At 64.1% G+C, this 14,830-nt stretch carries 17 protein-coding genes and 1 riboswitch; of the genes, 7 read left to right on the forward strand and 10 right to left on the reverse strand.

Going from position 1 to position 14,830, the window contains the following annotated elements; translation table 11 throughout:
* Window positions 1–116 precede the first annotated feature (116 nt).
* Window positions 117–1,217, reverse strand: coding sequence for a GTP cyclohydrolase FolE2 (folE2, locus tag RBB31_RS12670; RefSeq protein WP_306129668.1), 1,101 nt, complete (start codon window positions 1,215–1,217; stop codon window positions 117–119).
* 193 nt (window positions 1,218–1,410) lie between these two features.
* Here folE2 and RBB31_RS12675 point away from each other — a divergent pair, with 193 nt between their 5' ends.
* Window positions 1,411–1,755 carry a helix-turn-helix transcriptional regulator gene (locus RBB31_RS12675; protein WP_306129669.1) on the forward strand — a complete coding sequence of 115 codons (345 nt, stop codon included), beginning with the start codon at window positions 1,411–1,413 and terminating at the stop codon, window positions 1,753–1,755.
* Window positions 1,748–2,278, forward strand: coding sequence for an SRPBCC family protein (locus RBB31_RS12680; RefSeq protein ID WP_306129670.1), 531 nt, complete (start codon window positions 1,748–1,750; stop codon window positions 2,276–2,278). The genes RBB31_RS12675 and RBB31_RS12680 overlap by 8 nt, the downstream gene beginning before the upstream one ends.
* Window positions 2,279–2,374: 96 nt before the next feature.
* On the opposite strand, the gene metZ is transcribed toward RBB31_RS12680, so the two are convergent.
* Window positions 2,375–3,556 carry an O-succinylhomoserine sulfhydrylase gene (gene metZ, locus RBB31_RS12685; RefSeq protein WP_306129671.1) on the reverse strand — a complete coding sequence of 394 codons (1,182 nt, stop codon included), beginning with the start codon at window positions 3,554–3,556 and terminating at the stop codon, window positions 2,375–2,377.
* Window positions 3,557–3,614: 58 nt separating this feature from the next.
* Window positions 3,615–3,693, reverse strand: a riboswitch (SAM riboswitch).
* A gap of 149 nt (window positions 3,694–3,842) precedes the next feature.
* Here metZ and RBB31_RS12690 point away from each other — a divergent pair.
* Window positions 3,843–4,835: an alpha/beta hydrolase family protein gene (locus RBB31_RS12690; RefSeq protein WP_306129672.1), complete on the forward strand. Its 993-nt coding sequence runs from the start codon at window positions 3,843–3,845 to the stop codon at window positions 4,833–4,835.
* Here RBB31_RS12690 and RBB31_RS12695 read toward each other — a convergent pair.
* The 3 genes from RBB31_RS12695 to RBB31_RS12705 all read right to left on the reverse strand — a co-directional run bounded on the left by RBB31_RS12695 (window position 4,784) and on the right by RBB31_RS12705 (window position 7,000).
* Window positions 4,784–5,386 (reverse strand): hypothetical protein, encoded by a 603-nt coding sequence (locus tag RBB31_RS12695; protein ID WP_306129673.1) that lies wholly within the window; start codon window positions 5,384–5,386, stop codon window positions 4,784–4,786. The two genes, RBB31_RS12690 and RBB31_RS12695, sit on opposite strands and share 52 nt — an antisense overlap.
* An 88-nt stretch (window positions 5,387–5,474) precedes the next feature.
* Window positions 5,475–6,080 (reverse strand): inner membrane-spanning protein YciB, encoded by a 606-nt coding sequence (locus RBB31_RS12700; protein WP_306129674.1) that lies wholly within the window; start codon window positions 6,078–6,080, stop codon window positions 5,475–5,477.
* 17 nt (window positions 6,081–6,097) lie between these two features.
* Window positions 6,098–7,000, reverse strand: coding sequence for a DMT family transporter (locus tag RBB31_RS12705; protein ID WP_306129675.1), 903 nt, complete (start codon window positions 6,998–7,000; stop codon window positions 6,098–6,100).
* Window positions 7,001–7,418: 418 nt separating this feature from the next.
* On the opposite strand from RBB31_RS12705, the gene RBB31_RS12710 reads away from it, so the two are divergent.
* A complete protein-coding gene (locus tag RBB31_RS12710; RefSeq protein WP_306129676.1) occupies window positions 7,419–7,901 on the forward strand; it encodes an MgtC/SapB family protein in 483 nt (160 codons plus the stop codon).
* A gap of 28 nt (window positions 7,902–7,929) precedes the next feature.
* Here the strand turns inward: RBB31_RS12710 and RBB31_RS12715 are convergent, their stop codons facing one another.
* From RBB31_RS12715 to ftsY, 3 genes are all read right to left on the reverse strand, one after another.
* Window positions 7,930–8,058 carry a hypothetical protein gene (locus RBB31_RS12715; RefSeq protein WP_306129677.1) on the reverse strand — a complete coding sequence of 43 codons (129 nt, stop codon included), beginning with the start codon at window positions 8,056–8,058 and terminating at the stop codon, window positions 7,930–7,932.
* A 132-nt stretch (window positions 8,059–8,190) separates the two neighbouring features.
* Window positions 8,191–8,514 carry a hypothetical protein gene (locus RBB31_RS12720; RefSeq protein ID WP_306129678.1) on the reverse strand — a complete coding sequence of 108 codons (324 nt, stop codon included), beginning with the start codon at window positions 8,512–8,514 and terminating at the stop codon, window positions 8,191–8,193.
* Window positions 8,511–9,962 carry a signal recognition particle-docking protein FtsY gene (gene ftsY, locus RBB31_RS12725; RefSeq protein ID WP_306129679.1) on the reverse strand — a complete coding sequence of 484 codons (1,452 nt, stop codon included), beginning with the start codon at window positions 9,960–9,962 and terminating at the stop codon, window positions 8,511–8,513. The genes RBB31_RS12720 and ftsY overlap by 4 nt, the downstream gene beginning before the upstream one ends.
* Window positions 9,963–10,059: 97 nt before the next feature.
* Between ftsY and RBB31_RS12730 the strand changes: the two genes are divergently transcribed.
* Entirely contained in the window at window positions 10,060–10,947 is an 888-nt protein-coding gene (locus RBB31_RS12730; protein WP_306129680.1) for a lytic transglycosylase domain-containing protein, read from the forward strand.
* On the opposite strand, the gene RBB31_RS12735 is transcribed toward RBB31_RS12730, so the two are convergent.
* Window positions 10,932–11,600 (reverse strand): lysoplasmalogenase, encoded by a 669-nt coding sequence (locus RBB31_RS12735; RefSeq protein WP_306129681.1) that lies wholly within the window; start codon window positions 11,598–11,600, stop codon window positions 10,932–10,934. The two genes, RBB31_RS12730 and RBB31_RS12735, sit on opposite strands and share 16 nt — an antisense overlap.
* A gap of 171 nt (window positions 11,601–11,771) precedes the next feature.
* Here RBB31_RS12735 and RBB31_RS12740 point away from each other — a divergent pair, with 171 nt between their 5' ends.
* Both RBB31_RS12740 and RBB31_RS12745 read left to right on the forward strand, forming a co-directional pair.
* Complete coding sequence (locus RBB31_RS12740) at window positions 11,772–12,836, forward strand: alkane 1-monooxygenase (RefSeq protein ID WP_306129682.1); 1,065 nt, start codon at window positions 11,772–11,774, stop codon at window positions 12,834–12,836.
* Between the two features lie 40 nt (window positions 12,837–12,876).
* Window positions 12,877–13,272 (forward strand): hypothetical protein, encoded by a 396-nt coding sequence (locus RBB31_RS12745; RefSeq protein WP_306129739.1) that lies wholly within the window; start codon window positions 12,877–12,879, stop codon window positions 13,270–13,272.
* A gap of 7 nt (window positions 13,273–13,279) precedes the next feature.
* Here the strand turns inward: RBB31_RS12745 and xseA are convergent, their stop codons facing one another.
* Window positions 13,280–14,806, reverse strand: a complete 1,527-nt coding sequence (xseA, locus tag RBB31_RS12750) for an exodeoxyribonuclease VII large subunit (protein WP_306129683.1) — start codon at window positions 14,804–14,806, stop codon at window positions 13,280–13,282.
* Window positions 14,807–14,830: the final 24 nt, after the last annotated feature.

Below are 14,830 nucleotides of genomic sequence, written 5' to 3' on the forward strand. Positions count from 1 at the left end.
ACATCTTTGCAAACGCAGAAAAGACTATGCCGCTTTGCAGCGTACCTTGCATCGCTTTCCGGCGGGCTTTTGCCAAAGGTTTCAGCATAAACCGCGCCGGGACGCCGCCATGCCGCTCACCCGACGTGAAACAGCGTGGTAAACAGTTTCGGGTCCAGGCTTTCCGATGCAAACGTGTCGCCCTGGGTCGTGATACTGACCGCGTCATGGCTGTGCAGGCTTTCCTGATGGCTGGCGATCACACGGAAATCGCCGATCCGCGCGTCGTTCAGCAACTGCTTGGAAAACAGCCGCGCGGCATCCTCCACGAAAATAGGGTTGGCCGCGTTCAGTTCGGCAAAGGCCTGTTCGTCCTCGCGCTTGACCATGACCTGCGTTTCGGTCGCCACCGCCGTGCGGGCCAGTTCGATCAGGTCCTCGAACCACAGGCAATCCTCGCCCACCACCTCGACCGAAATCCGCGCGACCGACCGCTGGGAATGCGGCGTGGCCAGTTGCCCCCGCGCCTGCCGCGCATGCTCGCTCAATTCCAGGGAACAGGGGCAGGTCGAGGAATAGACATAATCGAGATGCATGAACTTGCGGCGCACGCCGTCATGCTCCACCAGCTCCATCGCGATATCGTAATACTGGTAACCTTCCAGCCCCGACCGCAGCGAAGTGATCTTCATGGGGAAGGAAAACCGCATCTGGATCCGCGCATCAATGCTGTCCAGATCCGAGATGTAGTCGTCCAGCGCCGATTCGATCACCTCGAAACTGAAGGTCCGCTCGGCATGCTTGTAAAAGCTGCGCATGATGCGGGACATGTTGATGCCCTTCTTCTCGGCCTCCAGGCTGACCGACCCGGTCACCGAGGTTTCGAGCGTCAGGTCACCGCCCTCACGAGTGTGAAACCGGATCGGCAGCCGAAAATTCGAGATGCCCACGTGCTGCAACTGCTGCCGCGCCCCCTTGATCAGCGAGGCCGGGCCATTCTGCAAATCGGGCAGCGTAGCCCGATAGGCGGCATCGGGCTTGAAGTTTTCCGGATAGGTCCGGCTCAGCGCGGGATAGTTTGACACCTCCCCGCGCGGCAAAAGCCGGGCAATTGCGGGGTCCAGGTCGGCCACCTCCTCCGGGCTGGCGCTCGCCGCCCACGCCCGCAGCACCGACAACGCCTGCGCGGCGTCTTCCCGGTCCAGTACCTCGCCCAGCTTGGTCCGTTGGATATTCATCAGCGGCCATCCCCTTGTGTTCTGCCGTCTATCACATAACGCGCGCGCGCGAAATCCCAGTCTCGAATGAATTTACGCCAAACGCGACAGCCCGGATCACCTTCGCATGGCGACTGCGGATCATCCGCCGGGGGCGCTCCGCTCCCGAAGTGGCTCTTGACATGCAACCATTCAGTTGCATATTCGTGCCTTCATGACCGATGTTTTTCACGCCCTCGCCGATCCGACCCGGCGCGCCCTGCTCGACCGGCTCTTTCTCAAGGGCGGCCTCACCCTTTCCGAACTTGCAGAAGGCGCCCCGATGACACGGCAAGGCGTGGCCAAGCACATCGCGATCCTCGAGGCCGCGAACCTGGTCACCGCCGAGTGGGAGGGGCGCAACAAGCGCCATTTTCTCAATCCCGTACCGCTGACCGGCATCGTTCACCGCTGGGTCGGCAAGTTCGAAGATGCCCGCCTCGACGCGCTGGCCGAATTCAAGACCCGCCTTGAAGACCCAACCGACATGGACAAGAAGGACACCAAACGCAATGGCTGATACGTTCTCCTCCTCGCACGACACCCGCGCCTCCACCGGCGAACCCACGGCATCGGACTTCGTCTACGCCGTCTTCATCCGCGCCGATATCGACACCGTCTGGAACGGCCTGATCGACGGCGAACTCACCCGCCGCTACTGGGGCCACGAGAATCGCTCCACATGGAAGCAAGGCGCGCCGTGGGAACATGTCCGCACCGATGCCGAGGGCACGGTCGACATTCGCGGCCGGGTGATCGAGATCGACCCGCCCACCCGCATGGTCTGGAGCTGGGCCTTCGGCAAAGAGGCCGACACCCCCGAAAAGCGCTCGCGCGTCACATACGAACTGGTGGCTCTCGGCCCCGACACCAAGCTCACCGTCCGCCATGCCGAACTCGAACCCGGCTCGCCGATGGACCAGAGCGTGCGCGAAGGCTGGCCGGCGGTTCTGTCGAACCTCAAGTCGATCCTGGAAACAGGCGAGGTGCTGCGCGAGGACGACTGGCCAACCCACGAATTGCTCGACTGTCCCGAAACCTGATCGCCCGGTTCCCCGTCGCGAGGCCGGCCCACGGGCCGGCCACCGACGCAATACCGACGTGATACCGACGCAATGCCGAGGTGCAGAAACGCCCTCTCAGAGCGCCTCCAGCGCCTGCATCACGTCGGCAATCAAGTCCTCGGCATCCTCGATCCCCACGCTCAGCCGCACCAGCCCCGGCGTGATGCCCAGTACATCCTTCTGCTCGTCCGAAAGGCGCTGGTGCGTCGTCGTCGCCGGATGCGTGGCGATGGATTTCGCGTCGCCCAGATTGTTCGAGATGACCACGATATCCAACGCGTTCAGAAACCGGAACGCCGCCGCTTGCCCGCCCTTGATATCCAGGGCGATCACCGTACCGCCCTTGCCCATCTGGCGCTTGACCAACTCGTGCTGCGCGTGGCTGGCGTGCCCGGGATAGATCACGCGCTCAAGCCCCGCATGGCCCTGCAACGCATCGGCGATGGCCAGCGCGTTGTCGGCCTGCGCGCGCACTCGCAGGTCGATCGTCTCCAGCCCCTTCAGCATCACCCAAGCGGTGAACGGCGACATCGAACCGCCCGTGTGCTTCATGTAAGGCTCGACCGTCTTGCGAATATACTCCTCTGTCCCGAGGATCACACCGCCCAGTGCACGGCCCTGCCCGTCGATATGCTTGGTCGCGGAATAGACCACCACGTCGGCACCCTGTTCCAGTGCCCTCGAAAAAACCGGCGTTGCAAAGACGTTATCGGCCACCACCTTGGCCCCTACCGCATGGGCGATCTCGGCCACTGCCGCCACGTCCACCACCTCCAGCGTCGGGTTGGCGATGGTCTCGAAGAACACGATTTTGGTGTCCTCCCGCACCGCCGCGCGCCACGCCTCCACGTCGGTGCCGTCGACAAATGTCACCTCCACGCCATAGCGCGTTAGGATCTCCTCCAGCACGTAGAGGCACGAACCGAACAGCGCCCGCGCCGACACAACGTGATCGCCGGCCTTCAGCATCGAGATCAGCGCTCCGCTCACTGCCGCCATGCCGCTTGCCGTGGCAAAGGCGGCCTCAGCGCCCTCCAGGCCAGCGATTCGGTCCTCGAACATCGCCACGGTCGGGTTGCCGTAGCGGGCATAGATGAACTCGTCATCGCCCGCCTGCACGAACCGCGCTTCTGCGGCCTCCGCGCTGTCATAGACAAAGCCCTGCGTCAGGAATATCGCCTCGCTCACCTCGCCGTACTGGCTGCGCCGCGTGCCGCCATGCACCAATTTGGTGCGTCTCTTCCACTCGTTTTTCATCATCGACCTCCGGGCGATCCGCCCAAAAAATAAAGTCCCCAAGCCGGTCAAGCGAAAGGGGACTTTCATCCTGACCTCTTTAGCGGAGATGTTTAACGTGGCCCGCAATCCGGTAACAAATCGCCACGCTTCTGCTCTACGCCCCCGTGCGTTTCCCGTCAACCCGTAGCTGCGCGGCTCGGCTGTGTCCCTGCAGCAGCGTCACGGTGCTGTAACCCTAGCTTCAACCAACCGTCATATGGCTGGAGTAACTGCTGCCCACAAGATGTAGTAGAAAGGGTCGAAAATGCCGCTTTTGCAGATCGACGCCACGCCTCTTGGTCCACGTCTTCATGGCGCCGCCCAGCCGATTCTGCCCGCCCTGCGTCGGGCGCTCCGGCGCCCCGGTCCGGTCGTGCTGATGACCCACGGCTTCAAATACGCCCCCGGACATCCCGCGTCCTGCCCCCACAACCACATCCTTGCGCTCGATCCCAACATCCGAACGTGGAAAGCCAAAAGCTGGCCCCGGGGGCTGGGCTTCGGCGCGGGCGACCCCGCAGAAGGGCTTGCCATCGGCTTCGGCTGGTCGGCCCGGGGCACGATCTGGAACGCCTACAAGCAGGCTGAGGCGGCCGGTCGTTGCCTTGCAGACCTTATTGCGATGATACGGCAGATCGCTCCCGATCGTCCGGTTCACCTCGTTGCTCATTCTCTTGGTGCGCGCGTCGCCCTCGGCGCCCTGCCCCGCCTTCCTGCCGGCGCCGTCGCGCGCGTCCTTTTGCTGAACGGCGCCGAATATGGCGCCGCCGCGCGCGCCGCCATCGAGAGCGCAGCCGGCCGTGCCGCCGAAATCATCAGCGTCACAACCCGAGAGAACGATCTTTTCGATTTCCTGCTCGAACGGCTGATCTCCGCCCCCGAGCATGGCGACCGCAGCCTGGCCCAGGCCCTGCCGCAGCGACCCAACACCCTGACCGTTCAACTCGACCATCCCGACACGCTCCCGTCTCTCGAAAGGGCTGGGTTTCGCGTGGCGCCGGGACGCGCGCGGTTCTATTGTCATTGGTCGACCTACCTGCGCGACGGGCTTTTCGACTTCTACCGCGCGCTTCTGCGCCAGCCCGAGCAGACCAGCCTGACCCATCTGCGGACACTGCTTCCCGGGATGCAAGATCCGCGCTGGTCGCGGCTCATGCCCTGGCCTAGAAACGGGCCCGCGTCGGTTCCGTTTCTGTCCCGGCCGCCTCAGGCGAGGCTGTCTTCAGGCGGGATCACAAGCAGCACGATGAACCAATAGGCAAAATGGATGAAAAACGCCGCGACCATCATCGCGGACATCCACACCACAAGCGAGCCGGTCGCGATCAATGCCTCGTTCACGCACAGAAAGACCATCGCGAAGCAGGCGTTGACGCGCAGCAGTGAGACCGGCCGCCCCTCTGTCACGTTGTGCATCATTCGCGCCATGACCTCCTGCTCGCGCCGGACGCCCATCAGCATGATCACAAGCACGAAAATGCAGCCCCCCGAAAGCAGGCGCTGGCTGAAAAGTGGATCACCGACCCCCAGTTGCACTGCCGCGAGTGCGGTCACGACCACCACCGGCCAGACCATCCTGGCGCGATAGCCGTCGGTCAAATGACGCGCCGCGTTGGGCAGACTGCGCCAGACCGCATGTGTCTGCGCCAGGACGAGAACCAGAACAAACACCCTGTCCTCCGGCATCCCCGACCCGTTGAGCCCGATCCACAGGATCAGCATGATCACAAGAGGAAGAAGCGTCTCGGCCCGCATCGGCGGAATGGAGGCGAAAGCGCCTTGGACGCGGGAGATCACTGCGTATGTCATGGTGTCTGCGTGAAGTATGATTGGGGCAAAAGTTTGGCCCCTCTCTAATACCGCCCGCAGAGGCCGCAACAAAGGGCGGAATAAGGGCTCAGGACTTGCCGGCGTCGTCTGTCCCGTGCTCGGCGATCAGCTTGCCCTGCATCATGAAGAACACAAACATCGCCGCCATCAGGCCGAAGGTCTTGAAATAGACCCAGGTTTCCTCGCTTTGCGTGCGCCAGACCAGTTCATTGAGCACCGCCATGGCGAAAAAGAAGATCGTGATCCGGCGGGTCAGGATCATCCAGCCCGCGTCCGTCAGAGGCATCAGGCCGTCCATCACGTATTGCAGATAGGACCGACCCCGCAACAGCCCCACGCCCAGAACCGTGCCGAAAAAGAGGTAGATGATCGTCGGCTTCATCTGGAAGAACTTCGGATCGTTCAGCCACACGGTCATGCCGCCGAACACTACCACCAGCACCGCCGTCAGGATCTGCATCTTCGACAGGTGCCCGGTCAGCTTCCACATCAGCGCAGTACAAGCCAGCAGAACGGGGATGAACACCGCCGTGATGACGATGAAGCCCTCGTATTCTGTCGCGCCGATCGTGAATACACGGTCCTTCAGCATCAGGTAAGCCACAAAGAAACCCAGCACCGGCCCGAACTCCAGCACCGCCTTCAATTTGCCATTCGCGTTCTTGTCGTCCATCGTCTCGCCTCATCGCTTCAGCCGCCACTCTCAACTATGACCGCGCCGGTTGCAATCAATGCCATCAGCGCGATCCGCCGGGGCCCCACAGTTTCCTTCAGCACCAACCAACCGATCAGGGCGGCGAACACCGTCGACGTCTCGCGCAGCACCGCCGCCTCGCCCACCTTGTCCAGTCTTGTGGCCATCATGATCGAGCCGAAGGAGAAGAACGCGATGAACCCGCCCGCAAAGCCGCGCAGCAGTAGCGGCCCCGGCTCGGGCGCGTTCTCCATCCCGCGCCACCGACGATAGGCAATGACCGGAAAGATCAGCCCGTCGATCAGGAAGAACCATGCAAGAAAGGTAAACGGGTCCGCGGTGGCCCGGATTCCGTAGGCGTCGTAAGTGGTATAGAGCGCCACGAAGAGGCCCGTCAGCACCGCCAGCCCCAGCGCCGCCGGCATGGTTTCGCGGTCCAGCTTGATCGTCCGCAGATTATAGATCGCAAGGCCGTAGATACCGACCAGCAGAACGCCGACGCCGGCCCACTGCACGAGATTGAACACCTCACCAAAAAGCAGATAGGCCCCAATCACCGTAAAGAGCGGCCCGGTGCCGCGCACCACTGGATAGACCACCGTGTAGGCCCCGCGCGTGTAGGCCATCGCCTGCAATATCTTGTAGAGCGTGTGGATCAGCCACGCGGTGGCAAAGATCACCCACATATGCGGCTCGGGCCACGGCACCACGAACAGCGCGAAGGGTGCCGCCATCAGCGCATAGGCTCCGTCGATCGCCCCTCGAGTCAGCCACGGATCGTGCCGCCCTTTCTGCAACGCCCCGAACAGCGCGTGCAAAACCGCGGCCAGCAAGGCCAGCCCGAGCGCAAGCCGGTGACCGGCCTCGGTCCCCTCCAAGGAAATGATCCATTCGCTCATGTGCCGGTGTCACACCTCCGGGACGGCCCGCTCCGCACCTCAGCCGCCATAAGTCCCCCGGAAGGAACACTCGTTTTCCGGCATGTGTCTGGTCCGGGGCGGCAACGTTTCCCTCTCCCGGCGCAACCAAGGCGCATCCGAAATACCAACCATGTGCAAATCGCCCTCCGGGTTGTCCAGAAGCAGGACAAGGTTCGCGCAAGACCCGTCGGCTTCTCCGGGTGAACGCAGATCCGGGACCCCAAGACCCGAGGCCTGCACCTGCGCCACGGTCGTCCCGTACCCCAGCGCTTCGAAAAGGGAAAGGTCCGCCCGAGATTTTCGTTCCTGGCCGCGCGCTTCGAAAGTCAGGCGACGCGAGGGAACCCACATGGCACCACATCGTTTACGTTTCATGCAACCTATGCTCGTCGCGTTCATGGACCAGATCATCAACGAAGTGCAGGGTACATTCTCGGTGGTACCGGCGTCGGTGGCCTTCGCGCGGCTCAGCGTCGCCATGGTGCTCGGTGCCTGCATCGGGTTCGAGCGCGAGCTGCGCGACAAGCCCGCCGGCCTGCGTACTCATATACTCGTCTCGGTGGCCGCCTGTCTTTTCGTGATCATCGGGCGCGAACTGGCCGCAATGGATTTCGGCGGTGACAACGGTGAGCAGCGCAACGACCCCATCCGCATGATCGAGGCTGTCACTGCCGGGGTCGCCTTCCTCGCCGCCGGCTTGATCTTTACCGCCGGCGACAAGGTGCGCAACGTCACAACCGGCGCATCGTTGTGGCTCGCCGGCGCCGTGGGCCTCGGCTGCGGCGCGGGCCAGATTCCGCTGGCCGCCATGGCCGCCGCGATCGTCGTCTGCGTGCTGCTCGTGCTGCGCCAGATCGAAAAGATGATGGGGACGCACTGACACCACGCAATTCACAGGCGTGTCTGCCTCAAACGGGATAGATGAAATTGTTCACGTGCCCGTCGACCGTCTTTTCCTTGTCCAGCCGATCCAGCAGGAAGAAGATGCGATGTCGCTGCGGATCCTGCGGCGACAGCTTGGGCCGCTCTTTTGACACGACATCGACGATCGTGTCGTGTCCATTCAGATAGTCGATGACCGGCGCAGGGTCACCGGTGACTTCGACAAACAGCTTGAACTGAGTGCCCAGCCGCTTGTGCAGCCGCAGCTTGACACTGATCGGCCCAGCCTAGGCTGGCAGCACCTCGGACAGCCGGATGACCTTGTTGCGCAGACGCCCGTGATGGCGTTCCTGATCACTCGCCAGCGAACTCAGATAGGTGTCGTTGCCATATCGGATCAGCAAGAGGTTCAGACTGGTGATGTTCTGCGGCACGCCGCTATGCGGTTCCAGTATGAACTCGAACTCCCGCGTACGCAGGGACAACTGGAAATAGGCTGCCTGGACAAGACGATTGACCACGGTCCAGACCGCACTCGCCACAGCAATGAAAAGTGTCGTGTCGAACGCCAGCTCAAACGTGCTGAACCGCGCAAGTGTCTCTTCGATCACGCCCGCGCGCCCTCTTCCAGACCCGTCAGCGCATTGGCGAAATCCTCGGGATCGAAGGGCGCAAGGTCATCGATCTGCTCTCCCACGCCGATGGCATGGATCGGCAACCCGAACTTGTCGGCCAGCGCCACCAGAACGCCGCCCTTGGCGGTGCCATCGAGTTTCGTCATCACCAGCCCCGAGACATCGGCAAGCTGCTGGAAAGTCTTGACCTGGCTCAGCGCGTTCTGCCCCGTCGTGGCGTCCAGCACCAACAGTGTGTTGTGCGGCGCATCAGGGTCTTTCTTGCGGATCACGCGCACGATCTTGGCCAGTTCCTCCATCAGGTCGGCGCGATTCTGCAACCGACCCGCCGTGTCGATCATCAGCAGGTCCGCGCCGTCCTTTTCGGCCCTGTCCATGGCATCGAACGCCAGGCTCGCGGGATCGCTGCCCTCGGGTGCCGTCAGAACCGGCACGCCCGCGCGGTCGCCCCAGATCTGCAACTGCTCCACGGCGGCCGCGCGGAACGTGTCGCCCGCCGCGATCACCACCGACTTGCCCGCCGCCTTGAACTGGCTCGCCAGTTTGCCGATTGTCGTGGTCTTGCCCGAGCCGTTCACCCCCACCACCAGCACCACTTGCGGGCGCTTCGGGTAGATCGGCATCGGTTTGGCCACCGGTTCCATGATCCGGGCGATCTCGCGCGCCAGCAGTTCCTTGATCTCCTGGCTCGACAGTTTGCGTCCCATGCGCCCCTCGGCCATGTTCGCGGTGACGCGAAGGGCGGTATCCACACCCATGTCGGCGGTAATCAACAGCTCTTCGAGTTGTTCCAGCATGTCGTCGTCGAGCACACGGCGTACGACCGTCTTCGCCTCGCCGCGTCCCAGCAGACGGCCCAGCAGGCCTGACCGCGCTTGCGGAGCGGCCTCGCTTTTCGGCGTATCGGGCGGAATCTCGATCGGCGTCGGAGTAGGTTGCGGATCGGGACGGCGCACCGGATCTTCCAGTGGCGGTGTTTGCGGCACTTCCTGCGGCGCCGTGGGGGGCACCTCCGTCGGCGGCGCGGGAATTTCCGGCGGCGACGGGTCCGGTCTCGGCTCCGGCGGCGGTGTCGGACGCGGTTCGGGCCGAGGCTCCGGCTCGGGTTCGGGCTCGGGCTCGGGCTCTGGTTCAGGCTCCGGTTCGGGGTCAGGCGCCGGCTTTGGGTCGGGCGTCGGCTCAGGTTCCGGCGTTGGCGACGGTTCCGGTTCAGGCGTCGGCTCGGGCTCCGGCTGAGGCTCGGGCTCAGGGCTAGGTTCCGGCGTCGGCTCTGGCTCCGAGCTCGGTTCGCGCTTCGGATCGGGCTCTGCCGCCTCGGTCACCTCCTCGGCCTCGCCCCCGTCCTCGACAATCGCGTCCAGCCCTTCCTCCAGCTTCGAGGAAGACTTGAACAAACGGTCCTTCAGCTTGCGGAAAAACGCCATTGAGACACCCTTGATTTCTGACCTCTCCAGTTAAACCGCCCCGCCTCCGATGAAAACCCACCATTGACAAGCGCCGGGCACCGCAGACCATGGCACCATGCTCGAACGCCTTGCCCTGATGCTCGTCCTATTGCTGCCCGGTCCCGCCTTCGCGACGCCGCCGGAAACGATCTGCTCCACCAACAAATGGGGGCCGCCGCTCTGCATCCGCAAGGCGCATTTCGTCTACGACACCTGCAACGCGATCCAGGCCTTCGCCACCCGCCACGGCATCGACCCGCATTTCTTCGCCCGCCTGATCTGGCAGGAAAGCCGCTTCGACCCCAACGCGCTCAGCCCCGCCAACGCGCGCGGGATCGCCCAGTTCATTCCCTCCACCGCCAAGCTGCGCGGCCTCTCCGACCCTTACAATCCGGCCGAGGCGCTCGATCATTCTGCGCAATACCTGGCTGAAATGGCCCGCCGCTATGGCAATCTCGGCCTTGCCGCCATCGGCTACAACGGCGGCGAGCGCCGTGCCGAAGGTCTGATCGCGGGCACCGGCGGACTGGCACAGGAAACCATCGATTACGTCCACATCATCACCGGCGTCCCCTACCCTAGCTGGACGGAAGACCCCGTGCCGACACCCGATCTCCGCCTGTCGCACGACCTGCCCTTTGACAAGGCCTGTTTCGACCTTGCCCGCAACCGCCGCATGACCGCACTGAAATCCTATCTGCCGAAGGTCAAGCCGTGGGGCATCCAGATGGCCTTCGGCATTACAAAGAAAGCGTCTCTGGCGAAGTTCAAGGCGCAAACGCGCGCCTGTACGTCTTTGATTGGCGAGGAACAACCGGACCTGCTGTTCGAGAAAAGCCGCGCCAGTCCCAGGGGCGGCTATTTCATGGCTCGGCTCGGGCGCGACAGCCGGGACGCCGCCTGGCGCGACTGCGCGAAGTTCAAGAAGGCAGGTTGCATCTGCGCGGTCTATCGAAACGACTGAAGGCAGAACGCCAGCGTGAACAACGCCTGCGCGCTCCAATAGCTGCCCCAGATGAAACCCGCCATGCCCCGCGCCGCCGGATGATCGGCGCGGATCACGAACCGCTCGAACGCCAGGACCGTGTCCGAGGCCACGAAGAGCACCGCCCCGGGCAGCTCCAACCACAATGCGCCGGTGCGCGGTACCGCCAGGGCGGCACATCCCATGCAAAGGATGACCGCCAAGTAAGCGAGCACCGGCCCGCGCAGCGCCCCGGCCCGTGGCCACAGGACCACGGCCATAGCCAGCCCCAGGATCAGAAGCGCCCCGCCAATCACCGCGCTCCCTGCCCCGAAATGATTGAGCCCGCCCTCTGGCAGCGACAGGAACAGCGCGGCATAGGCCATGTGCGCCGACGCAAAGGCGGCAACGCCGACCAGAAAAGCGGAGTCTCCCGGTCGTGACAGCATCCAGTCGCCTACCGCCGAGACAAGCAGCGCCGCCACCAACAACCACGGCGCACCGCATGCAGCGCTTGCCGCCGCCAGCGCCACGACCGACCCCGCCTTGACACAAGAGCGCCCCCAGGCGGGCGCGCCGAGAACCTGGCGCGCGCCGTAAAACACCGCCAGCGCCAGGCCGATTAGCCCCAGAAATGTCACCAGCCCGAGCATCAATCCACCTCAGATTGCATTTTCCCGCCCCTTGGCAACCGCGACCTTGCTACCCTTGCGCCTTCCCCGCCGAACACCGATGATTCAGCGCAGATTGCAAACGGCACGATCAAGCGAATCGTAATCGCCACTTGGTAAGGCCCCGGGAAGAAGCGCCAGAAAAGGAACTCCATGCAAGGGCTTCGCCTCTTCACCATCGCGACCTGTCTTCCTGTCGTCCTGATCCTGCTCGCTGCCATGCTTGGCGGCGCCTGGGCCTGGATCGCCCTGGGTTATCTGACCGTGCTTACATTCCTGCTCGACCGCCTGGTCGCGGCAGAGGCCGCCTTCACCGACCCCGATGCCGAATTTCCCGCCGCAGATACGCTGCTGACGGTGCTGGGACTATCCCATTTCGCGCTTTACGCCGCCGCACTCTGGGCCATCGCCGGCCCCTCTGGCCTCGGCGGGATCGAACGCTTTCTGACGGGCTTTGCGACAGGTCTGTTCTTTGGCCAGGTGTCGCACCCGGTCGCGCATGAACTGATCCACCGCCCGAGCCGCGCAAGACGCTTACTGGGCCGCCTGATCTACACGTCCCTGCTGGTCGGCCACCACGCCAGCGCCCATCTGCGCGTGCACCACGTCCACGTAGGTAGCGATGAGGACCCCAACAGCGCCAGACGCGGTGAAGGCTTCTATCGCTACGCTCTACGGGCCAGCGCCGGATCGTTTCGCGCCGGGCTCGCGGCCGAGAACCGCTTGCGCGCAGGCCGCAAACCGCTTTGGACTCACCCATACGCGCTTTATCTCGGCGGTGCGGCGGCCATGGTTGGCGGTGCACTCGTTCTCGGGGGCGCGAAGGCGCTCTTCGCGGTCGTGGCGTTGTCGCTCTATGCACAGATGCAGATCCTGCTATCGGACTACGTTCAGCACTACGGTCTGCGCCGCGCCACCTTGCCCGATGGCCGGACAGAGCCGGTGGGTCCGCACCATTCGTGGAACACGCCGCACTGGTTCTCCTCCGCGCTCATGCTCAACGCGCCGCGCCACTCGGACCACCATGTCACGCCGTCGCGCAGCTACCCGGCACTTCAGCTTGACCGTGACACCATGCCGATGCTGCCGCTGCCGTTGCCTCTGATGGCCACAATCGCGCTGTTTCCGACGCTCTGGCGTCGCATGATGGACCGCCGATGTGCCAGATGGCGCGAACGCGCCGATGAACGCGCCTTGCGCGCCATGGCTGGCGAATAACGCGATGGCAACCCTTGCGCCCATCTGGCAGGATCATCCCATGCGCCTCATACCGGTCCTGCTCTTGCTCGTTACCCCATTCGCCACTGCCGCACAGGATTACATGTCCGCGGCGGAGTTCGACGCCTACACACGCGGAAAGACCTTTTACTACGGGGCCCAAGGCGCGCCCTACGGCGGTGAGGAATATCTCGAGAACCGCCGCGTGCGCTGGTCTTTTCTCGACGGGAAATGCCAGGAGGGCGAATGGTACGAAGACGACGGCCTAATCTGTTTCGTCTACGAGAACAAGCCCGAGCCGCAATGCTGGAGTTTCCAGCGCTCGGGCAGCGGCCTCGTGGCGCAGTTCGAGAACGACCCGGCCCAGACCGAACTTTACGAAATGGAACAGACGGGCGAGCCGCTGCATTGCCTGGGGCCGGAAATCGGCGTCTAAGACTGCCCTAGAACAGGCTACCCTGCTCGGGCGGTGTCTTCTTTGCCTTCGCGGCGGGTTTCGGCTTGGGATCTGGGGCACTGGATTGCGGCGGGTTTCGGGGTGCATCGCCTCCGCCAACCGCCAGCCGCCCGTCGGCGAATTCGATCTCCAGCGCGCTGGCGGCTTGTGCCGCATCCTTCGTCGTCACCAGCGCGCCGTCGCCGCGCACCACGGCATAGCCGCGCTCCAGCGTCGCCTTGTAGCCCAGCGTCTCGCGCAGCCGGTCCTGCGATGCCAGCCTGTCGCGCCAGGTGCAGATCTGCCGCGCGCCCACATCCGCCAGCCGCTTGGCGACCCGATCGAAATCGGACCGCTTCTGCCTGATGTCGCGCTCCAGTGTGCGCACGTTCATCCGCGCCGCCAGCGACGCAAACCCCTCGCGCCGGTTTCGCACCCGCTCGCGCAGCATGCCGGGCCGCAGCGCCCCCGCCTTTTCCGACAGGTTTACCTGACGTACCTGAATCGACCTGCGCAACGCACCGGGCAGCTTGTCGGCCAGCCCGTCGAGCCTCTGGCGTGGTCCGTCGAGCAACGCCTCGCCCCTCGGCAGGGCCCGGCTCAGGTCCCGCAACCTCTGTTGCCGAACCGTCACCTGGCCTCTCAGCGCCTGTAGCAGCCGCCCTTCCTGCCCATCGAGCCATGCCAGCAGGTCCAGCCGCACCGGCACTGCCAACTCCGCTGCCGCCGTGGGGGTCGGCGCACGCTTGTCCGAGGCAAGATCGATCAGGGTCGTATCCGTCTCGTGTCCCACGGCAGAGATCAGCGGGATCGCCGACGCCGCCGCGGCGCGCACGACCGTCTCTTCGTTGAACCCCCACAAATCCTCGATACTGCCTCCGCCCCGCGCCACGATCAGAAGGTCGGGTCGCGGCAGCGCGCCCCCCGGCGTCAACGCGTTGAAGCCCTGAATGGCCCGGGTCACTTCGGGTGCGCATCTATCTCCCTGAACGGCCACGGGCCAGATCAGTACCTTGCGGGGAAACCTGTCGCGCAGGCGATGCAGGATGTCACGGATGACAGCCCCCGACGGCGAGGTCACCACCCCGATCACCTCCGGCAGGTAAGGCAGCGGCTTCTTGCGTTCCGCTGCAAACAGACCTTCGCCCGCCAGCGCCTTGCGCCGGGCCTCCAACATCGCCATCAGCGCGCCCATGCCCGCGGGCTTCAGGTCCTCGATGACAATTTGATACCGGGATTGTCCTGGGAACGTGGTCAACCGGCCCGTCGCAACGACTTCCATTCCCTCCTCGGGCTGGATCGCCAGGCGCCCTGCGACGCCCTTCCAAATCACTCCTGCCAGAACCGAGCGATCGTCCTTCAGATCCATGTAGATATGACCAGAGCGAGGTCGGCTCACCCGGCCCACCTCGCCCTTGACGCGCACGTGGGAGAACTCTCCCTCTATCATGCGCTTTATCGCCCCCGACAGGTCGGAGACCGAGAATTCCGGGGCGTTTTCGCCCGGGGCGGGTTCGTCGATGAGGTCAGACATGACCCCATCTTTGACGCATCCCGC

It is taken from the genome of Roseovarius sp. MMSF_3350, assembly GCF_030733425.1.
In the GTDB taxonomy this organism is placed as follows: Bacteria; Pseudomonadota; Alphaproteobacteria; order Rhodobacterales; family Rhodobacteraceae; genus Roseovarius.